This window comes from Leucobacter luti, from assembly GCF_004217175.1.
Classification (GTDB): domain Bacteria; phylum Actinomycetota; class Actinomycetes; order Actinomycetales; family Microbacteriaceae; genus Leucobacter; species Leucobacter luti.
In genome coordinates this window covers 685,717-700,366 of the sequence record NZ_SHKI01000002.1, presented here as the reverse complement: position 1 = coordinate 700,366, position 14,650 = coordinate 685,717, and the positions used below count along the sequence as shown (strand labels likewise).

Sequence of the window (14,650 nt, the reverse complement as noted above, 5' to 3'; positions counted from 1 at the left end):
ATGGGCCAACATCGTAACAGTGCAACCGCTCAGGCCACCGGATCAGCGCCGAGCCGGGAGTCCGGGCTGAGCGGGGGGCCTGTGCCGAACGAGGAATCCGTGCGCAGCCGGGGATCCGCGCCGAGCGCGCGCGATGAGGCGCTCCTCGACGCGGTCGCAGCGGGGCTGCGGCGCTACGGCCCGCGCAAGCTCACCGCGCAGGACGTCGCCGATGCCGCCGGAGTCTCGCGCATGACCTTCTATCGCGCGCTCGGCAGCATGGACAACGCCGTGCTGCTCGCGCTGACGCGGGAGTTCACCGCCGCGGTGGCGCGGATCCGCGCGGCCCTTCCCGGGCCCGCACACGCATCCGGAGCCACCCGACTCGCCGAGTTCCTCGGGGCCGGCGCACTCGCCTTCGCGGAGTCCGAGCTGGTCTCCGCGGTCTTCACGCAGCAGCCGGAGCTGATCGAACCGTACCTGAGCGGGCGGCTGGGGCGCAGCCAGGAGATCGTGCTCGACGCGATCTCCGAGTTGCTCGACGCGGGCCGCGCCGACGGCTCGATTCCCGAGCAGGCGCCCAGCGCGCTCACGCTCCTGCTCCTCGTGCGGGGCGTCGCGCTCGGCGCGCCCCTCACCCGGGGCACGACGGCGACAGCGAACCCTGCAACGGACCCCGCCGCGGAATCGAGCGCCCTCGACCGGGGCTTCGCCCGCGCGTGCGCGGAGCTCACCGATCTGGTGGCGGCCGCGTTCGGGGCCGAGCGCGTGCCGACCGCCGCGCGGGCGCACCTCACACACGCATAGACGAAGCGACGGGCCACGGTTGGCCCGGGACGGGAACGGCATGACGCAGACGCGACGCGGGGACCTGAACGAGGCGAGTCGAGCACACTCGCTCGCCCACCTCGCCGAGCACGAGGTCGACGTGCTCGTGATCGGCGGCGGGGTCACCGGCGCGGGCGTCGCACTCGACGCGGCCACCCGCGGACTCAGCGTCGCACTCTGCGAGGCGGCCGATCTCGCGAGCGGCACGAGCGGCTTCAGCTCGAAACTGGTGCACGGAGGGCTGCGCTACCTCGCCCGCGGCGACCTCCCGCTCGCGTGGGAGTCGGCGGTGGAGCGTGCCGCGCTCATGCGCCGGATCGCCCCACACCTGGTACGGCCACGCGCCTTCCTGGTGCCGCGCTTCGGCGGCGGCGCGAGCGGCGCCGCGGCCGATGCGCTGTCAGAAACGGGGATCCGGATCGCCGACCTGCTCCGCGTCGCGAGCGGCCTCCCCGCGAGCGTGCTCCCCCGGCCCCGCCGCGTCGACCCGCGCGGCGCGCGGCTGCTCGCGCCGGCGCTGCGACAGGAGGGACTCCGTGGCGGCATCGTCTACTGGGACGGGGCGCTCGAGGACGACGTGCGGCTGGTCGTCGCCCTCGCCCGCACGGCCGCCCGGCACGGGGCACACGTGCTCACCGGCTGCCGGGTACTCAGCGCGAGCGAGCGCGGGGCCGTGATCGACGCGGGGCCGGCACCCGGATCCGACACGAGCGCGGCCGCCCCCCGCACCGAGCTGCGGATCCGTGCCAGGGTGGTCATCAACGCCGCCGGTGTGTGGGCTGGCGACTTCGCCCCGGGGCTCCCCATGACGCCCAGCCGCGGAACGCACCTCGTCATCTCGTCCGCGACCCTCGGCCACCCGCGCGCGGTGATGACCGCCCCGGTTCCGGGGCACTTCGGACGCTACGTGTTCGTGCTCCCGCAGTCGAACGGCCTGTGCTACCTGGGCCTCACCGACGAGCCCGCTCCCGGCGCAGACGGCTACGCACCAGCGATCCCCGATACCGACGTTGATTTCTTGCTCCGCGTGGCAAACGCCGCGCTCGACACCCCGCTCACGCGCGCGGACGTGCTGAGCAGCTTCGCGGGCCTCAGACCGCTACTCGGCGCGGGCACCGACTCGGCGAACGCCTCGCGCCGCCACCTGCTGCGCGACCGCCCCGGCGAGCCAATCACGATCACCGGGGGCAAACTCACGGCGTACCGGCGCATGGCCGAGGAGGCCGTCGACGCGGCGGTGCGCCGGCTCGGGGGCGATCCCCGCGCACGGGCGGCGGTGACGGCGCGCGTGCCGCTGCTCGGCTCGCCCGGCTCCGGGAACTTCCCCGGAGCCGGGAATGCCGGGCAAGTGCAGTGGCCCGGGGCGGACCCCGGGGGGACCATCGCCGCACGCCTCACCGCGCGCTACGGGTGGGAAGCCGCGCGGGTGGCCGCGCTCGCCGCGGCCGATCCGATCCTCACGGAGGAACTCGCGCCCGGCGCTGGCGTCACTGGCGCGGAGGTGCGTTTCGCGGTGCTCGCGGAGGGCGCGCGCACGCCAGAAGATGTGCTGCACCGACGCACCCGCCTGGCGTTCGATCCGGAGCGCTCCAGTGCGGCTGCCCCAGCGGTCGCCGCGCTCCTCGCGCGGGACAGCCCACGCGCTCAGGGGCGCGGTGACCGATCCGACGGAGCCGACGGGGCCAGCTGACCCAGCCCCCCCCCCCCCCCCCGGCCCCGGCCACGTCGCTGACCCGCTACGATTCCTGCAGGCCTCACGCCCGCTCCCCGCCCACCATCGACCCGCTCTTCGAGAGCAACGGAGCTCCCATGACCGACACCCCGCAGCCGCGCCGCGCGCCGCAGCGCGCCGCCGCCGAGCCCGCCCTCACCCGAAACACCCCGCTCCTCCTCGTGAGTCCCGTGTCCGGCGGCGGCAGGGGCCTGCGCGCGCTCCCCGCCGTGCACGCGGCGCTCGAAGCCGCTGGCCTCTCGCCCGTCGTGCACCACAGCGCCAGCCTCGCCGACGCCGCGGACCGCGTGCGCCGAGCCGGGCCGGATGCGCTCGTGATCGCGCTCGGCGGGGACGGCCTCATCGGGGCAGCAGCCGGGGCCGTGGCGAAGACCGGCGCGCTGCTCCTCCCGCTCCCCGGCGGGCGCGGCAACGACACATCGCGCCGCTTCGGGCTCGGGCTCGACCCGGTCGCCGCGGCCGCCGCCGTCGCCACGTACCGCGAACACCGCATCGATCTCGCCTGGGTGACGACCGCGGACGGCCCCGCAGCGGGCGGGCGCGGCTTCCTCGGCGTGTGCGCCACCGGCTTGGACGGCGTCGCCAACGAGCTCGGCAACGGGATCCGGCTCAAGCTCGGCCCGCTCACCTACATCGCCGGCGCTCTGCTCGCGCTGTTCCGATTCACGGGCGCGAACTACACGGTCACGAGCGGCGGCGCCACCCGGCGCGGGCGCGCCTGGCTCGTGGCGATTTCGAACCACGGCCAGTACGGCGGCGGGGTGCGCATCAGCCCCGACTCCCGGATCGACGACGGCACGCTCGAGGTGGTCGGCCTCTGGGGTGGGGGCTTCGTGCGGCTCGCCGCCGTGCTCATCTCCGCGTTCCGCGGCGCGCACCTCAGATTTACGGGGGTGCGGGTCGAGTCCGCGCGCACCGTGACGATCGACGCTGATCACCCGCTCGGCGTCTTCGTGGACGGCGAGCGGGTGGGGACGCTCCCCGCTACGGTCACGGTGCGGCCCGGAGCGCTGCGTGTGCTCGCCGGGCCGCGGGCGGAGGCGCTCGGCGGCGCTTGAGGGTTTGGGTGCCCGCGCGTCTGAGCGCCTGAGCGCCTGAGCGCCCGAGCGCCTGGACGCCTGAGCACCTGGACGCCCGAGCGCCTGGACGCCTGAGCACCTGGACGCCTGAGCACCTGAGCACCTGAGCGCCGGGGCCGCCGAGACTGGCCGGTCAACTCCCGTCCAACACCGCCTGGATGGTGCGCGCCCCCTCCGGGAAGGCAGCGGGGTGCGGGCCCGCGAAGCTCAGCCGCACGAACGGCCCGGTCGGCTCCGCGGGGATCCACTCGTCCCCCGCTGCGACCGCCACCCCCCGGACCTCACACGCGCGCACAAACTCCGGAAGATCGACACCCGTGGGGAGCCCGGCCCAGAGGTTCAAGCCCCCCTTGGGCACGGCCTCCAGATGGAGGCCCGGGGCGTGTTCTCGAATCGCGGCGACGAGGAGATCGCGGCGACCGACCAGCTCCGTCCGGATCCTGGTGAGGTGGGACCGCCATGCGGGCTGGGACACCACATCGAGCGCCACCGCCTGGAGCACCGCACTGACGTAGAGCGACTGCGCCTGCACGTCCGCGAGAATCCGGTCCCGCGCGGGACCGCGAGCAATGAGTCCGGCGACGCGAACAGCCGGCGAGACGCTCTTGGTGAGCGAACGCACGTAGACCACATGGCCCTGGTCATCGTGAGCCGCAAGCGGGTGCGGCGCGGTGGTGATCCCGAAGTCGTGTGCCCAGTCATCCTCAATCAAGAACGCCCCGTGCGCGCGCACGGTGTCGAGGATTGCGGCACCCCGCTCAGGCGACCACTGCCCACCCAAGGGGTTCGAAAAGTTCGGTTGCGCGTAGAGGGCACGCGCCCCGGTCTCTGTGAACGCGCGATCAAGCTCTGCCGGGTCGGGTCCGGCGGGGCCACTCGGGATCGGGACGAGCCGCACCCCGACCTGAGCCGCAGCGAGCATCGCACCCCAGTAGCTGGGTGATTCAATGAGAAGCGGCTGACCGGCCCCGACGAGGGCCCGAAACACCGAGCCCAACCCGCTCTGGCTCCCGGGAAGCACGATCGCGTCGCTCGTGTCAGGAGCGGTGACCCCGGGCGCAGTTGCCGAGCCGAGCTCGGCGGCGAACCACGCTCTCAGCTCGGGCAGCCCGGCACTCGGCGCGCAACCGACGGCGGCGGCGGCCCGACCAGCGCGCCCGAACGCGGCACGCACGAGACGCTCCGGGAGCAGCGCAGGGTCCGGGTACCCGGAGTGCAGCGAAAGCACCTCTCCGAGCACGGTCCGAAGCGCTGCCACACGGTGTGGGATCCGAGAATCGGGAGCACCGAGCGCGGCCGTTTGCCAACCAAAGTCGTGCGGACGCGTGGTTCGCGTCGCTCGAACGAATGTGCCGACCCCCGGCCGTGACTCAATCAAGCCCTGGGCGGTGAGCGCACGAAGTGCGCGCTGCACCGTGACCGGACTCGCTTCGAACTCCGCAACGAGCGCGCGACTCGGAGGAAGCTGTGCACCGGGCGTCGGCTTCGGCGCACTCGGCTGGGCCGATCTACTCCTGTTCGCGGCGGTAGTCGTGTGCGCGGTGGGGTACGCGGAGGGCGGCCTCCTCGCTCGCGAACTCGGTGCCTGGCAGACCATCTCCTGGGCGCTCGTCGCGGCCGCGCCGCTCATGTTCGCCCTCTCCGCATTCGCGCTCACGGAGCACCCGCCCACGGCAACGCTCGCAGAGTGGGGCGCATTCGGGTATCTCGCGGTGGTCAGCATGTTTCTCGGCTTCTTCGCGTGGTACCGGGGCCTCGCGCTCGGCCCAATGGCGCAGGTGAGCCAGGTGCAACTCGCCCAGCCGGTCCTCAGCCTGGCGTGGGCCGCGCTGCTCCTGCACGAGAGGCTCGGGTGGGCGACCATGCTGGGTGGGGTCGTCGTGATCGGGTGCGCACTGTTCGCCGTGCGTGCGCGCAACCGGGTACGCACCTGATTTTTTCCCGTACGTCGGGCACCTCTCGAACCTCCCGGTCGCGGCGTCACTTCGACGGCCCACCGCGTCGATTCAGCGGTTCGGCCACCCGGGTGAGGCCGCCGTGCCGATCGAGTTTCCCCCAGCTTCGACGTACGATCGTGGCATCACGGAGGGATGGCTGACCCGAAAGGACACGCTGTGGCAGCATTCGAGCTCCGTGCGCTCACCAAGGTCTACGGCTCCGGAAGCTCCGCCTTCCGCGCGCTCCGCGGGGTGTCGCTCACCACGCACCCGGCCGAGTCGCTCGCGATCGTCGGCGAGAGCGGATCCGGCAAATCAACGCTCCTCAACATGATGGGCCTCCTCGATGCGCCCACGAGCGGCACGGTCTCCCTCGACGGGGTGGACCTCACGAGACTCAGGGCCGGGGCGGCCGATCGACTCCGAAACCGCGAGTTCGGTTTCGTGTTTCAGAGCTTTCACCTCGACCCGCGGATGAGCGCCGTCGAAAACGTCACGGTGCCGCTCAGAATCGCGGGGGCGTCGCGTGGCGCGCGGGCCCGCGCCACCGCGGCCCTCGACGCCGTGGGGCTCGCGGATCGGGCCGGCACGCGGGCCGACACGCTCTCCGGCGGGCAGCAGCAGCGCGTGGCAATCGCCCGCGCACTCGTCACCGAGCCGCGCGTGCTGTTCGCGGACGAACCGACGGGAGCGCTCGACAGCGAGACCGGTGAGGCGATCACCGAGACACTCTTCGCGCTCCACCGCGGCACGGGGGCATCGCTGATCATCGTGACGCACAGTTCGGCCCTCGCCGCGCGGTGCGACCGAGTGGTGACGATCCGGGACGGGGCGATCCTCTCGGACACCGCACCCGAGGCGGAGGCGATGGCGTGACCGCGCGCGAGCTCACCACGCAGGCGCTCCGTAACGCCTTCCGCCGCCCCGGGCGGGCGCTACTCTCGATTCTTGCCATTATGATCGGCGCGTTCACCCTCACCGTCACGGGCGGCCTGGGCGCGGGCATCACCGGGTACATCGCGGACCAGGTCGAGGCGCTCGGCTCGCGAGACATCATCCTCGTCACGGGGGCACCGCCGCTCACCGCGCTCGACCGCAAATCGCTTGAGCCGTACGACGAGGCGACCGCGGCCGCTTCCCCGAGCGCTGAGTCCCGCGCACTGTCGAACCGCGATGCGCAGGTGCTTGAGGGCCTTCCGGGGGTCACCCGCGTCATCATGTCACCGGAGCTCAACCCGCAGTATTTCAAGGGGCCGAGTGGCGACCGATTCAGGTTCACCTACGGCGGGTTCGTCCCAGACAAGACGACCCGCCTCGTCGCGGGTCGTCAGCTCGACTATGCGAGCGAGGAGCCCGAGATCGTGCTCCCAGAACACGCCACCGCACCGCTCGGGTTCCCGAGCCCCGAGGCCGCGCTCGGGCGGAGCATCACCACGAGCTTCGCGGACGCGGACCACCGCGTCCACGAACTCACCGTGACCGTCGTGGGAATCCAATTGCGCTCACTGATCGGCGGCAACCAGCCCTACGCCAACGAGCCCTACGAGCGGCTGGCGGAGCGTGCCACCTTCGGCGGCGGTCCGAACGCAATGCCCGAGTGGTTCCCAATGGCAACGGTGGTGAGCAGCGACGTTGCGGCGAGCGCCGCCGCGATCCGGGCGGCCGGCCTCGCCGCCACCACCACGAGCGACACCATGGGCGACATCGAGTCGGTGACGAGTGGTGTGCTCCTCACCGTGAACGTGCTCGCCGTGATCGCGATCGTTGCGGCGCTGTTCGGCGTGGTCAACACCCTCCTCATGTCGGTGCAGGAACGCACGCGCTTGATCGGCCTGCATCGTGCCCTCGGCATGTCACGCGCGGCCGTGTTTGCGTCAGTGTCGTTGGAGGCGACCCTGCTCGGGCTCATCGGCAGCGCGCTCGCCGTGGCCCTCGGCGTGAGCGGCGGCATCTGGGCTGGACCCGCGCTGATTGAGGCCGCTGGGCTCGACCTCCCCGGTCTTGAGCTGTTCGTGTTCACCCCGGCGCAGCTCCTCACGATCGTGCTGGGCACCACCGCCGCAGCGACGGTTGCGGCGTTCGTGCCCGCCCTCCGCGCGTCACGGCTGCAACCGGTCGAGGCGCTCCGCGCCTCCGGCTAATCGGGGCCGATCCCAGGGCCGGGGCTCCGCTCGCGCTCAGCTATCTCCCCACCGGCGCTGGGCGCGGCGGAGACTTCGGTCATCGCTGAACCCGCAGGCGCGTGCAACCTGATCGGCGGACAGCTGCCCCGCGGCGAGCAACTGGCGGGCGCGTTCTCGCCGCACGCCATCGAGCAGGAGGCGATAGGTGGTGCCCCCGTCGGCGAGACGCCGGCGCAGGGTGCGCTCGCTGAGGTGAAAGTGTCGGGCCACCGCGGCGATCGGCGGGGCCTGCGCCACGCGCGCAGCGAGCAGCGCCTCGACCCGCGCGATGAATCCGTGCGACCGGTGCCGCAGCACGAGCTCCGCGTCCAGCAGCGCGGTCGTCTTCGCCCGGCAGAACGCGTCCGCAGTCGCCAGTCGACGATCGAGCACGCCACGACTCAGACGCAACCGTGACGCTGGGCGGCGGTATCCGAGATTGGCGCCGAACGTGCGGCGCGCGAGCTCAAGCTGCGTGGGCGGCGGAAATGCGAACTCAGCACTGAGTCCGGTGAGGCTGCCGGTGGCGTAGCGCAACAGGCCCGCGACGCTCGCAAACAGTTCTTCAACGACGAACCGTGAGACGCGCTCAAGCCCGGGAAGCGGCTCGGCGGTGAGCGATACCCCCGCCCGGTCCGTCTCAAGCCGCACCTCGGCCAGCGCTCCCGCGAGCGCGCGGTACCTGAGGCCGGTGCGCAGAGCGAGCCGCACGGAGTCGGCGGAGAGCATCGCGAGTCCGAGCAGGCCCCACTGGGTGATGGTTTGCCGCGCCCCGACCAGCAGGCCGAGATCCGGCACCGTGGTCTGCGCCGCGGCCACAAACGCGTGCGCCTGCGCGACCGAGATGCGCACGTCGGGGAACCCGAGCGACTCCGGGCTGATTCCTGCGCTCGCGAGCGCCGGCCCGAGGTGGTATCCGGCTCGCGTCGCAACGGTCACGGTGATACGAACCAGCTCCGCGTCGACGGCACGTCGCGCCACGGGCGCGGTGACCTCGGGATACTGGCCGCTCCGGCCCGGGCGATGGCCGAGCGCGTCCTCGTGTTGCACGGTGGACTCCTTCATTCTCGGAAGTGCACCCCCAAAGGAGGCTACAATCATGCGCCGTGCGGACGCTGACCGTCTGACCACCACCGAGCGAGGCCTCGGCCCCTCCGATCTCTCTGGTACTCCCGGCCCGTCCAAGCTCTCCGGCTCCCCCGAGCCGGTCTGCATCGTCGGCGCCGGGCCGGCCGGGCTGGCGGCGGCGCGCGCGCTCCGGGAGCACGGGGTGCCGTACCACCAGTTCGAGCAGCACGATCGGGTGGGCGGGATCTGGGACATCGACCGCCCCGGCGGTCCGATGTACGAGTCAGCCCGGTTCATCTCGAGTAAGACGCTGTCGGCGTTCACCGGCTTTGCCATGCCGAGCGACTACCCGGACTATCCCGATCATCGACAGATCCTCGCGTATTGCGAAGCCTTTGCGCACGCCGAGGGGCTGCACGACCGCATCGAGTTTGGCACCACCGTCGACCGCGTGGAGCCCGCCGACGGGGGCGGCTGGCTCGTCACCACCTCTCCAGCGGCAGGTGCCGGGCCGGCCGCGCAGACCCGGTATCGCGCGGTGATCTGCGCGAGCGGCGCGCAGTGGCAGCCGCGGATCCCCGACTCGCTCCGCTCGTTCGCGGGTGAGGTAATCCCGGCGCGGGACTACCGCGAGCCCGAGCGTTTCGCGGGGAAGCGCGTGCTGATCGTGGGCGCTGGAAACTCCGGCTGCGACATCGCCGCTGACATTGGCCCGGTTGCGGCGGGCTGCGCGATCAGCGTGCGCCGCGGGTACTGGTTCGTACCCAAGTACATCGGCGGGGTCCCGAGCGACACGCTCGACGCCGGGACCGAGTGGCTGCCCCGCCGGCTCCGGCGCGCCCTCTCCGAGCTCACACTCCGCGTGGTGGTGGGAGATCTCCGGAAATACGGGCTCCAGCGACCGGATCACCACGTCCAGGACTCACACCCGATCATCGGCACCCGGGTGCTCCAGGCACTGGGGCGGGGCGAGGTGGTTGCCCGCCCCGACATCGCCCGGATTACCGGTCGCACCGTCGAGTTCACCGACGGAGTTCGCGACACCTTCGACGCGCTGATCGCCGCAACCGGGTACGCGCCCAGCGTGCCCTACGCGGAGGAGCTCATCTCCGGCGTGGGCGAGGACGAGCTGTACCTGGGCACGTTCTCCCGTCGACACCCCGGCCTCTCAGCGATCGGGCTCGGCGAGAGCAACGCGGGCGGCTTTCCGCTGTTCGACCTCGCCGCGTCGCTCATCGCCCAGCACCTCGCCGACGGCGCACGCGACCCCGAGGCGGCGCGGCGCTTCGCCCGCCGCATCACCGACCACCACCCAGACCTGACCGGGAGGCTCACGCTCACCGATTCGCCGCGGCACCACGGCTACATCGATGCCGAGGCGTTTACTCGCGCCGTGCGGCGCACGATCACGGACATGGGCTGGCGGCGCCCTGGCTCGCCGCCGGCCCGCCCGGCCCGCCCCGCGCGTGCGCCCGGCGCGCGGGGCCCTGGCGCACGGCCCCCGGGGACCCCGGGCACCCCGGGCCCGGGTGCCCGCACGCGTCCGCCCGAGCGGCCGCCGGCCTTCGATTTTGCGGCCGCGACGATCGTGATCACCGGGGCAACCGGCGGCCTCGGGTCGCGGATCGCGCACCAGGCGGCGGCTCTCGGCGCCACGATTGTGGCCGCAGACCTCGACGGTGATCGCCTCGCCGCCCTACTCGCGGCGCTCCCCCGCGACGCCGGCCAGGAGCACCTCGCCCTCGCGGGTGCCGACCTCGGCGACGAGGGCGGCGCGGCGCGTCTCGCGCACGATGTTGCAGCGCTGCCCCGGGTGGACGCGCTCATCAGCAATGCCGGTATGTCGGTCGGTGGTGAGTTCGGCGACCGCAGCGATGCCGAGCTGGCGCGCGAGCTCCGCGTGAACCTCACGGCCCCGCTCCAGCTGCTGCGCGGGGTGCTCCCCACGCTCACCCGGTCGCCGCAGCCGCGGGTCGTGTTCATCGGCTCGCTGGGCGGCGTGATCGCGATGGGGAGCGACCCGGTCTACGCGGCAAGCAAGTTTGGCCTCCGCGGAGCGGCGCTCTCACTCGCCCTCGCGCTCCGGAAGTACCACGTGGGGGTGAGCGTGGTGCAGCCGTCGGCGATCGACACCCCGATGCTGGCGCGCGAAGCCGAGCTTGGCGCCGAGCCCTCCCAGTTCATCACGCCGCCGCAGCAGCCAGACGCCGTGGCCGCGACCGTGCTGCGCGCACTCCGCCGGCCGCGCCCCGAGCTGTACCCGCAGCGGGTCGACGGGCTCCTGGCGCGCCTGGCAATGCTCACCCCCGGCGCACTTCCCCGTGTGAGCGACTGGGCCAGCCGCCTCGGCCGCCCCGGGCTCGAGCGCTATCGCGCAGCACGAGCGCACGATACTGCGCCGCACCCAGCGCCCCGCCAACGCAACAGCCCCTGAGCTTCCGAAGAAGCTCAGGGGCTGTATGGCTGGGATACCAGGACTCGAACCTAGAATGACGGTACCAGAAACCGTAGTGTTGCCAATTACACCATATCCCAATGGCTGGATTCGGACCCTTTCGAGCCCCGCACCAAGAGATTACTTTACCCGGTCGAGTACCGGAACTCAAAACCGGGCCGGACCACCGGGATCCCGGGCGAGCCGCCGCGGCTCAGAGGTAGTCATCCGCGGTGAGCTGCCGCACCCCCGAATCGTGGAGCACGAACTGTGCACGAACCGGCGGCGCCCCGATCCCGGGCGCTCCCGGTGCCGCCATGCTGCGCGCCCACGCGCAGTCGGCGGGGGTGAATCGTTCAGCGCCGACCCGCTCGATCACCCCCACCCACGAGTCGGCACCCACCGTGGTGGCGAGCCACGCGATGCGGTGGCGCAGCACCGTGGCGAACGGCACGCGCCCCAGGTCGCTCGTGTCGCTGAGCTCGTCCGGGTCGCTCGGAACCCCCTCGAACGGCATGATCGGATCGAGGAGGCGGCGCTCGGCGTCAAACAGGAGCACCCAGAACTGGCGCTGGCTCGCCCGGCCGAGCAGGGGGTCGAGGAGCCGTTCGATCTGCTCGACGGTGTCGAAGCGCTGCTCGGGGTCGCGTGAAGGAATCGTGTGGGTCATACCGTCCACGGTGCCAGCCGCGCACCCGGATGTGGGGGCGCGGCCGGCATCTGTGGAAAACTGCGGCCTGTGAGCGACGGACGCGGCGCTCACGCGGAAGTACCGCGCGGCTACGAGGCGCCGAGTTGCTCCAGCGCCCGCTCCGCGTACTCCTCTGTTGCACGCCGCGGCACCATCACCACGGGAACTGGGGCGTGGCGCAGAATCTTCGCCGCGTGCGAGCCGAGCGAGATGCGCGCGAGCGCACCGATGCTGCTCGACCCGACGAGCAGCACCTCCGCGTCACCCCAGGGAATTGCGCGCAGCGCGGCCTCCCAGTCGGCGCCGGCCCCGAGCGCCACGTCGGCCTGCGCCGGCGGGGTTGCGAAGCCGCGGATCTCGTTCAGGAGCGCCTCGGCCCGGTCGCGGATCTCGGCCTCCCACGCGGCGATGACCTCCGCCTCGGCGTTGAACCCGATCGCGGCGCCCAGGAGCCCGCGCGGGCGCGTGTGGAAGGAGGCGATCCGGATCGCGGCGCCCGCGTCCGCCGCCACCGCGGCCGCCCCGAGCACCAGCTCCGCGGAGGTCTCCGAGCCGCTGTACGCGGCGGTGACCCGCTCAAGCCGGGCCCCCGGTGCCGCGGTAAACCCGTGCGGGGCGATGGCGACCGGGAGCTCGGCGCTCTGCAGCAAGCCCAGGCTCACCGAACCGAGCTCGATGCCCCGCGCACGGTGCGCACCGGGCGCTACCGGGTGGGCGACCGTCTCCGCGGCGTGCGCCGCACCGACGTGGTCTCCCGCAGATCCAACGACCAGCCGGATCGCGGACTCGGCCGCGCAGACCTCGAGCAGCCCACGGCGCGCGCCGGAGGACGCGTGTACCACCGTGCGCACGCGCACATCGTCCGGCACCAGCGCGCTCGCCGCGGCGAGCGCGTCACGGGCGCTCGCGGCGAGGAAGCGCTGATACTCCCCGTCCACACCTCCGCCCCCGCCGGGCCACCCCGCCGAGGTGACCGCAGCGAGTACGAGGTCGCGCGAGTACGAGCGCGCGAGCAGCACGCCGAGATTGACCGCTGCCGTGGAGCAGTGGCTCGGGGCGACGCCGACGACGATCGTCATCAGCGGTTCCCGTCGCCCCGGTCGGCAGATCCCGATCCGGATCCCGATCCGGCACCCGAGCCCGATCCGGCACCGTTAAGCGCCGCGGCGTCCGCGTCGTCGGCTTCGCTCTCCTCGCTCACGAAGCGGTACTTCCCCGGGCCGGTGAGCACGATCATGCCCGTGTCGATTTGGTGGCCGAGCACCGAGTTCTTGCGGCCCGTGAAGTAGTACCAGACGAGCACGAGGGCGGTCCAGATCGCAAACACGATAATCGTGACCGGGCGCAGGTCCTTGATGATCCACAGGCAGCCGATGATCGAGAGGATCGGCACCACGGGGTAGAACGGCACGCGGAACTTGCGATCGAGATCCGGCTCGCGGCGGCGGAGCACCATGACGGCGATCGAGACAACGAGGAACGCGGCGAGCGTGCCGATCGACGTCATCTCCGCGAGGAAGTTAATGGGCAGCACGCCGGCGAGGATCGCCACCACCACCGACACGATGATGGTGTTCGCGACGGGGGTCATGGTGCGCGGGTTGACCTTCTTGAAGATCTTCGGCGCCATGCCGTCGCGCGACATCGCGAACAGGATTCGCGTCTGCCCGTACAGCACCACGAGGGTGACGCTGAAGATCGAGATCACGGCTCCGGCGGCGACGATCGTACCGGGCCACGTGGCCCCCACGATGTTCTGCAGGATCGCGGAGAGTCCCGCGCTCTGCCCCTCGAATTCCCCGGCGGACTGCGCACCGAGCGCCGTCACCGCGACGAGCACGTAGACCGCGGTCACGATAATGAGCGCCGAGATCAGCGCGATCGGCAGGTTGCGGCGCGGGTTCTTCGCCTCGTCGCCCGCCGTGGCCACCGCGTCGAGCCCCACGAACGAGAAGAAGATGATTCCGGCGCCCGTCATGATGCCGGTGAACCCGAACGGCGCGAAGTTTGCGAAGTGATCCGCGTTCCACCCGGTGATGCCGACCGCGACGAAGAACAGCAGCACAGCGATCTTGATGAGCACCATGATCGTGTTTGCGACCACCGACTCCGAGGTGCCGCGGATCAGCAGCAGGCAGCACAGCCCGATGAGGATCACGGCGGGCAGGTTGATAAACCCGCCCTCCTCGGGGGCGTAGAGCAGCGCGTGCGGCAGCTCCCAGCCGAACAGGTTCGTCACGAGCTGGTTCACGTACTGTGACCAGCCGACCGCGACCGCCGCGGTGGACACCCCATACTCAAGCAGCAAGCACGCCGCCACCCCCATCGCGGGCAGCTCCCCCAGCGTGCTGTATGCGTACGAGTACGAGGACCCCGAGACGGGGACGCTGCTCGCGAGTTCCGCGTAGCAGAGCACCGAGAGGCCGGCCACGAGCCCGGCGATCACGAAGGACCACAGGACGGCCGGGCCCGCGATGGGCACGGCCTCGGAGAGGATGAAGAAGATACCGGTGCCGATCGTGCCACCGACACCGATCATTGTCAGCGGGAACAGCCCAATGCTGCGCTTGAGCTGGCTGCCAGATTCGCCCCCATCGCGCGGTACCGGCTTCACTCGGAAGAGCTGCTGTCTCAGTGTGCTCGTCATTTTTAGTCGTTCTCCGGACTTCATTGTCGTGCGGGCTGGAGGGCCTCGCTGGGGTGATCCGCGGTCCCGGGGGTCGGGCCGCGGAGATCCGGG

At 71.9% G+C, this 14,650-nt stretch carries 10 protein-coding genes, 1 tRNA gene and 2 pseudogenes; 7 read left to right on the top strand and 6 right to left on the bottom strand.

All coding sequences use genetic code 11. From position 1 onward, the window contains the following. The 3 genes from EV139_RS02885 to EV139_RS02875 all read left to right on the top strand — a co-directional run bounded on the left by EV139_RS02885 (position 1) and on the right by EV139_RS02875 (position 3,597). Complete coding sequence (locus EV139_RS02885; RefSeq protein ID WP_130452789.1) at positions 1–786, top strand: TetR/AcrR family transcriptional regulator; 786 nt, start codon at positions 1–3, stop codon at positions 784–786. A 40-nt stretch (positions 787–826) separates the two neighbouring features. Continuing rightward, a complete protein-coding gene (locus EV139_RS02880; protein WP_130452788.1) occupies positions 827–2,497 on the top strand; it encodes a glycerol-3-phosphate dehydrogenase/oxidase in 1,671 nt (556 codons plus the stop codon). 119 nt (positions 2,498–2,616) lie between these two features. Further along, complete coding sequence (locus tag EV139_RS02875; protein WP_130452787.1) at positions 2,617–3,597, top strand: diacylglycerol/lipid kinase family protein; 981 nt, start codon at positions 2,617–2,619, stop codon at positions 3,595–3,597. 154 nt (positions 3,598–3,751) lie between these two features. Here EV139_RS02875 and EV139_RS16045 read toward each other — a convergent pair. Further along, positions 3,752–5,095, bottom strand: a pseudogene (locus EV139_RS16045) (aminotransferase-like domain-containing protein); the annotation flags it as partial. 4 nt (positions 5,096–5,099) lie between these two features. Here EV139_RS16045 and EV139_RS16040 point away from each other — a divergent pair. From EV139_RS16040 to EV139_RS02855, 3 genes and pseudogenes are all read left to right on the top strand, one after another. Then, a pseudogene (locus EV139_RS16040) lies at positions 5,100–5,552 on the top strand (DMT family transporter); the annotation flags it as partial. Positions 5,553–5,732: 180 nt separating this feature from the next. After that, positions 5,733–6,431: an ABC transporter ATP-binding protein gene (locus tag EV139_RS02860; protein ID WP_241988945.1), complete on the top strand. Its 699-nt coding sequence runs from the start codon at positions 5,733–5,735 to the stop codon at positions 6,429–6,431. Beyond that, complete coding sequence (locus EV139_RS02855) at positions 6,428–7,696, top strand: ABC transporter permease (RefSeq protein WP_130452783.1); 1,269 nt, start codon at positions 6,428–6,430, stop codon at positions 7,694–7,696. The genes EV139_RS02860 and EV139_RS02855 overlap by 4 nt, the downstream gene beginning before the upstream one ends. Positions 7,697–7,732: 36 nt before the next feature. On the opposite strand, the gene EV139_RS02850 is transcribed toward EV139_RS02855, so the two are convergent. Beyond that, entirely contained in the window at positions 7,733–8,767 is a 1,035-nt protein-coding gene (locus EV139_RS02850; RefSeq protein ID WP_198677421.1) for an AraC family transcriptional regulator, read from the bottom strand. Positions 8,768–8,816: 49 nt separating this feature from the next. On the opposite strand from EV139_RS02850, the gene EV139_RS02845 reads away from it, so the two are divergent. Next, positions 8,817–11,219, top strand: a complete 2,403-nt coding sequence (locus EV139_RS02845) for an SDR family NAD(P)-dependent oxidoreductase (RefSeq protein WP_130452781.1) — start codon at positions 8,817–8,819, stop codon at positions 11,217–11,219. Positions 11,220–11,245: 26 nt separating this feature from the next. On the opposite strand, the gene EV139_RS02840 is transcribed toward EV139_RS02845, so the two are convergent. From EV139_RS02840 to EV139_RS02825, 4 genes are all read right to left on the bottom strand, one after another. Beyond that, positions 11,246–11,320, bottom strand: a tRNA-Gln gene (locus tag EV139_RS02840). 113 nt (positions 11,321–11,433) lie between these two features. Next, positions 11,434–11,889, bottom strand: a complete 456-nt coding sequence (locus EV139_RS02835) for a hypothetical protein (RefSeq protein ID WP_130452780.1) — start codon at positions 11,887–11,889, stop codon at positions 11,434–11,436. 110 nt (positions 11,890–11,999) lie between these two features. Then, positions 12,000–12,989, bottom strand: a complete 990-nt coding sequence (locus EV139_RS02830) for a universal stress protein (RefSeq protein WP_130452779.1) — start codon at positions 12,987–12,989, stop codon at positions 12,000–12,002. After that, positions 12,989–14,557 carry an amino acid permease gene (locus EV139_RS02825; RefSeq protein ID WP_130452778.1) on the bottom strand — a complete coding sequence of 523 codons (1,569 nt, stop codon included), beginning with the start codon at positions 14,555–14,557 and terminating at the stop codon, positions 12,989–12,991. The genes EV139_RS02830 and EV139_RS02825 overlap by 1 nt, the downstream gene beginning before the upstream one ends. Positions 14,558–14,650: the final 93 nt, after the last annotated feature.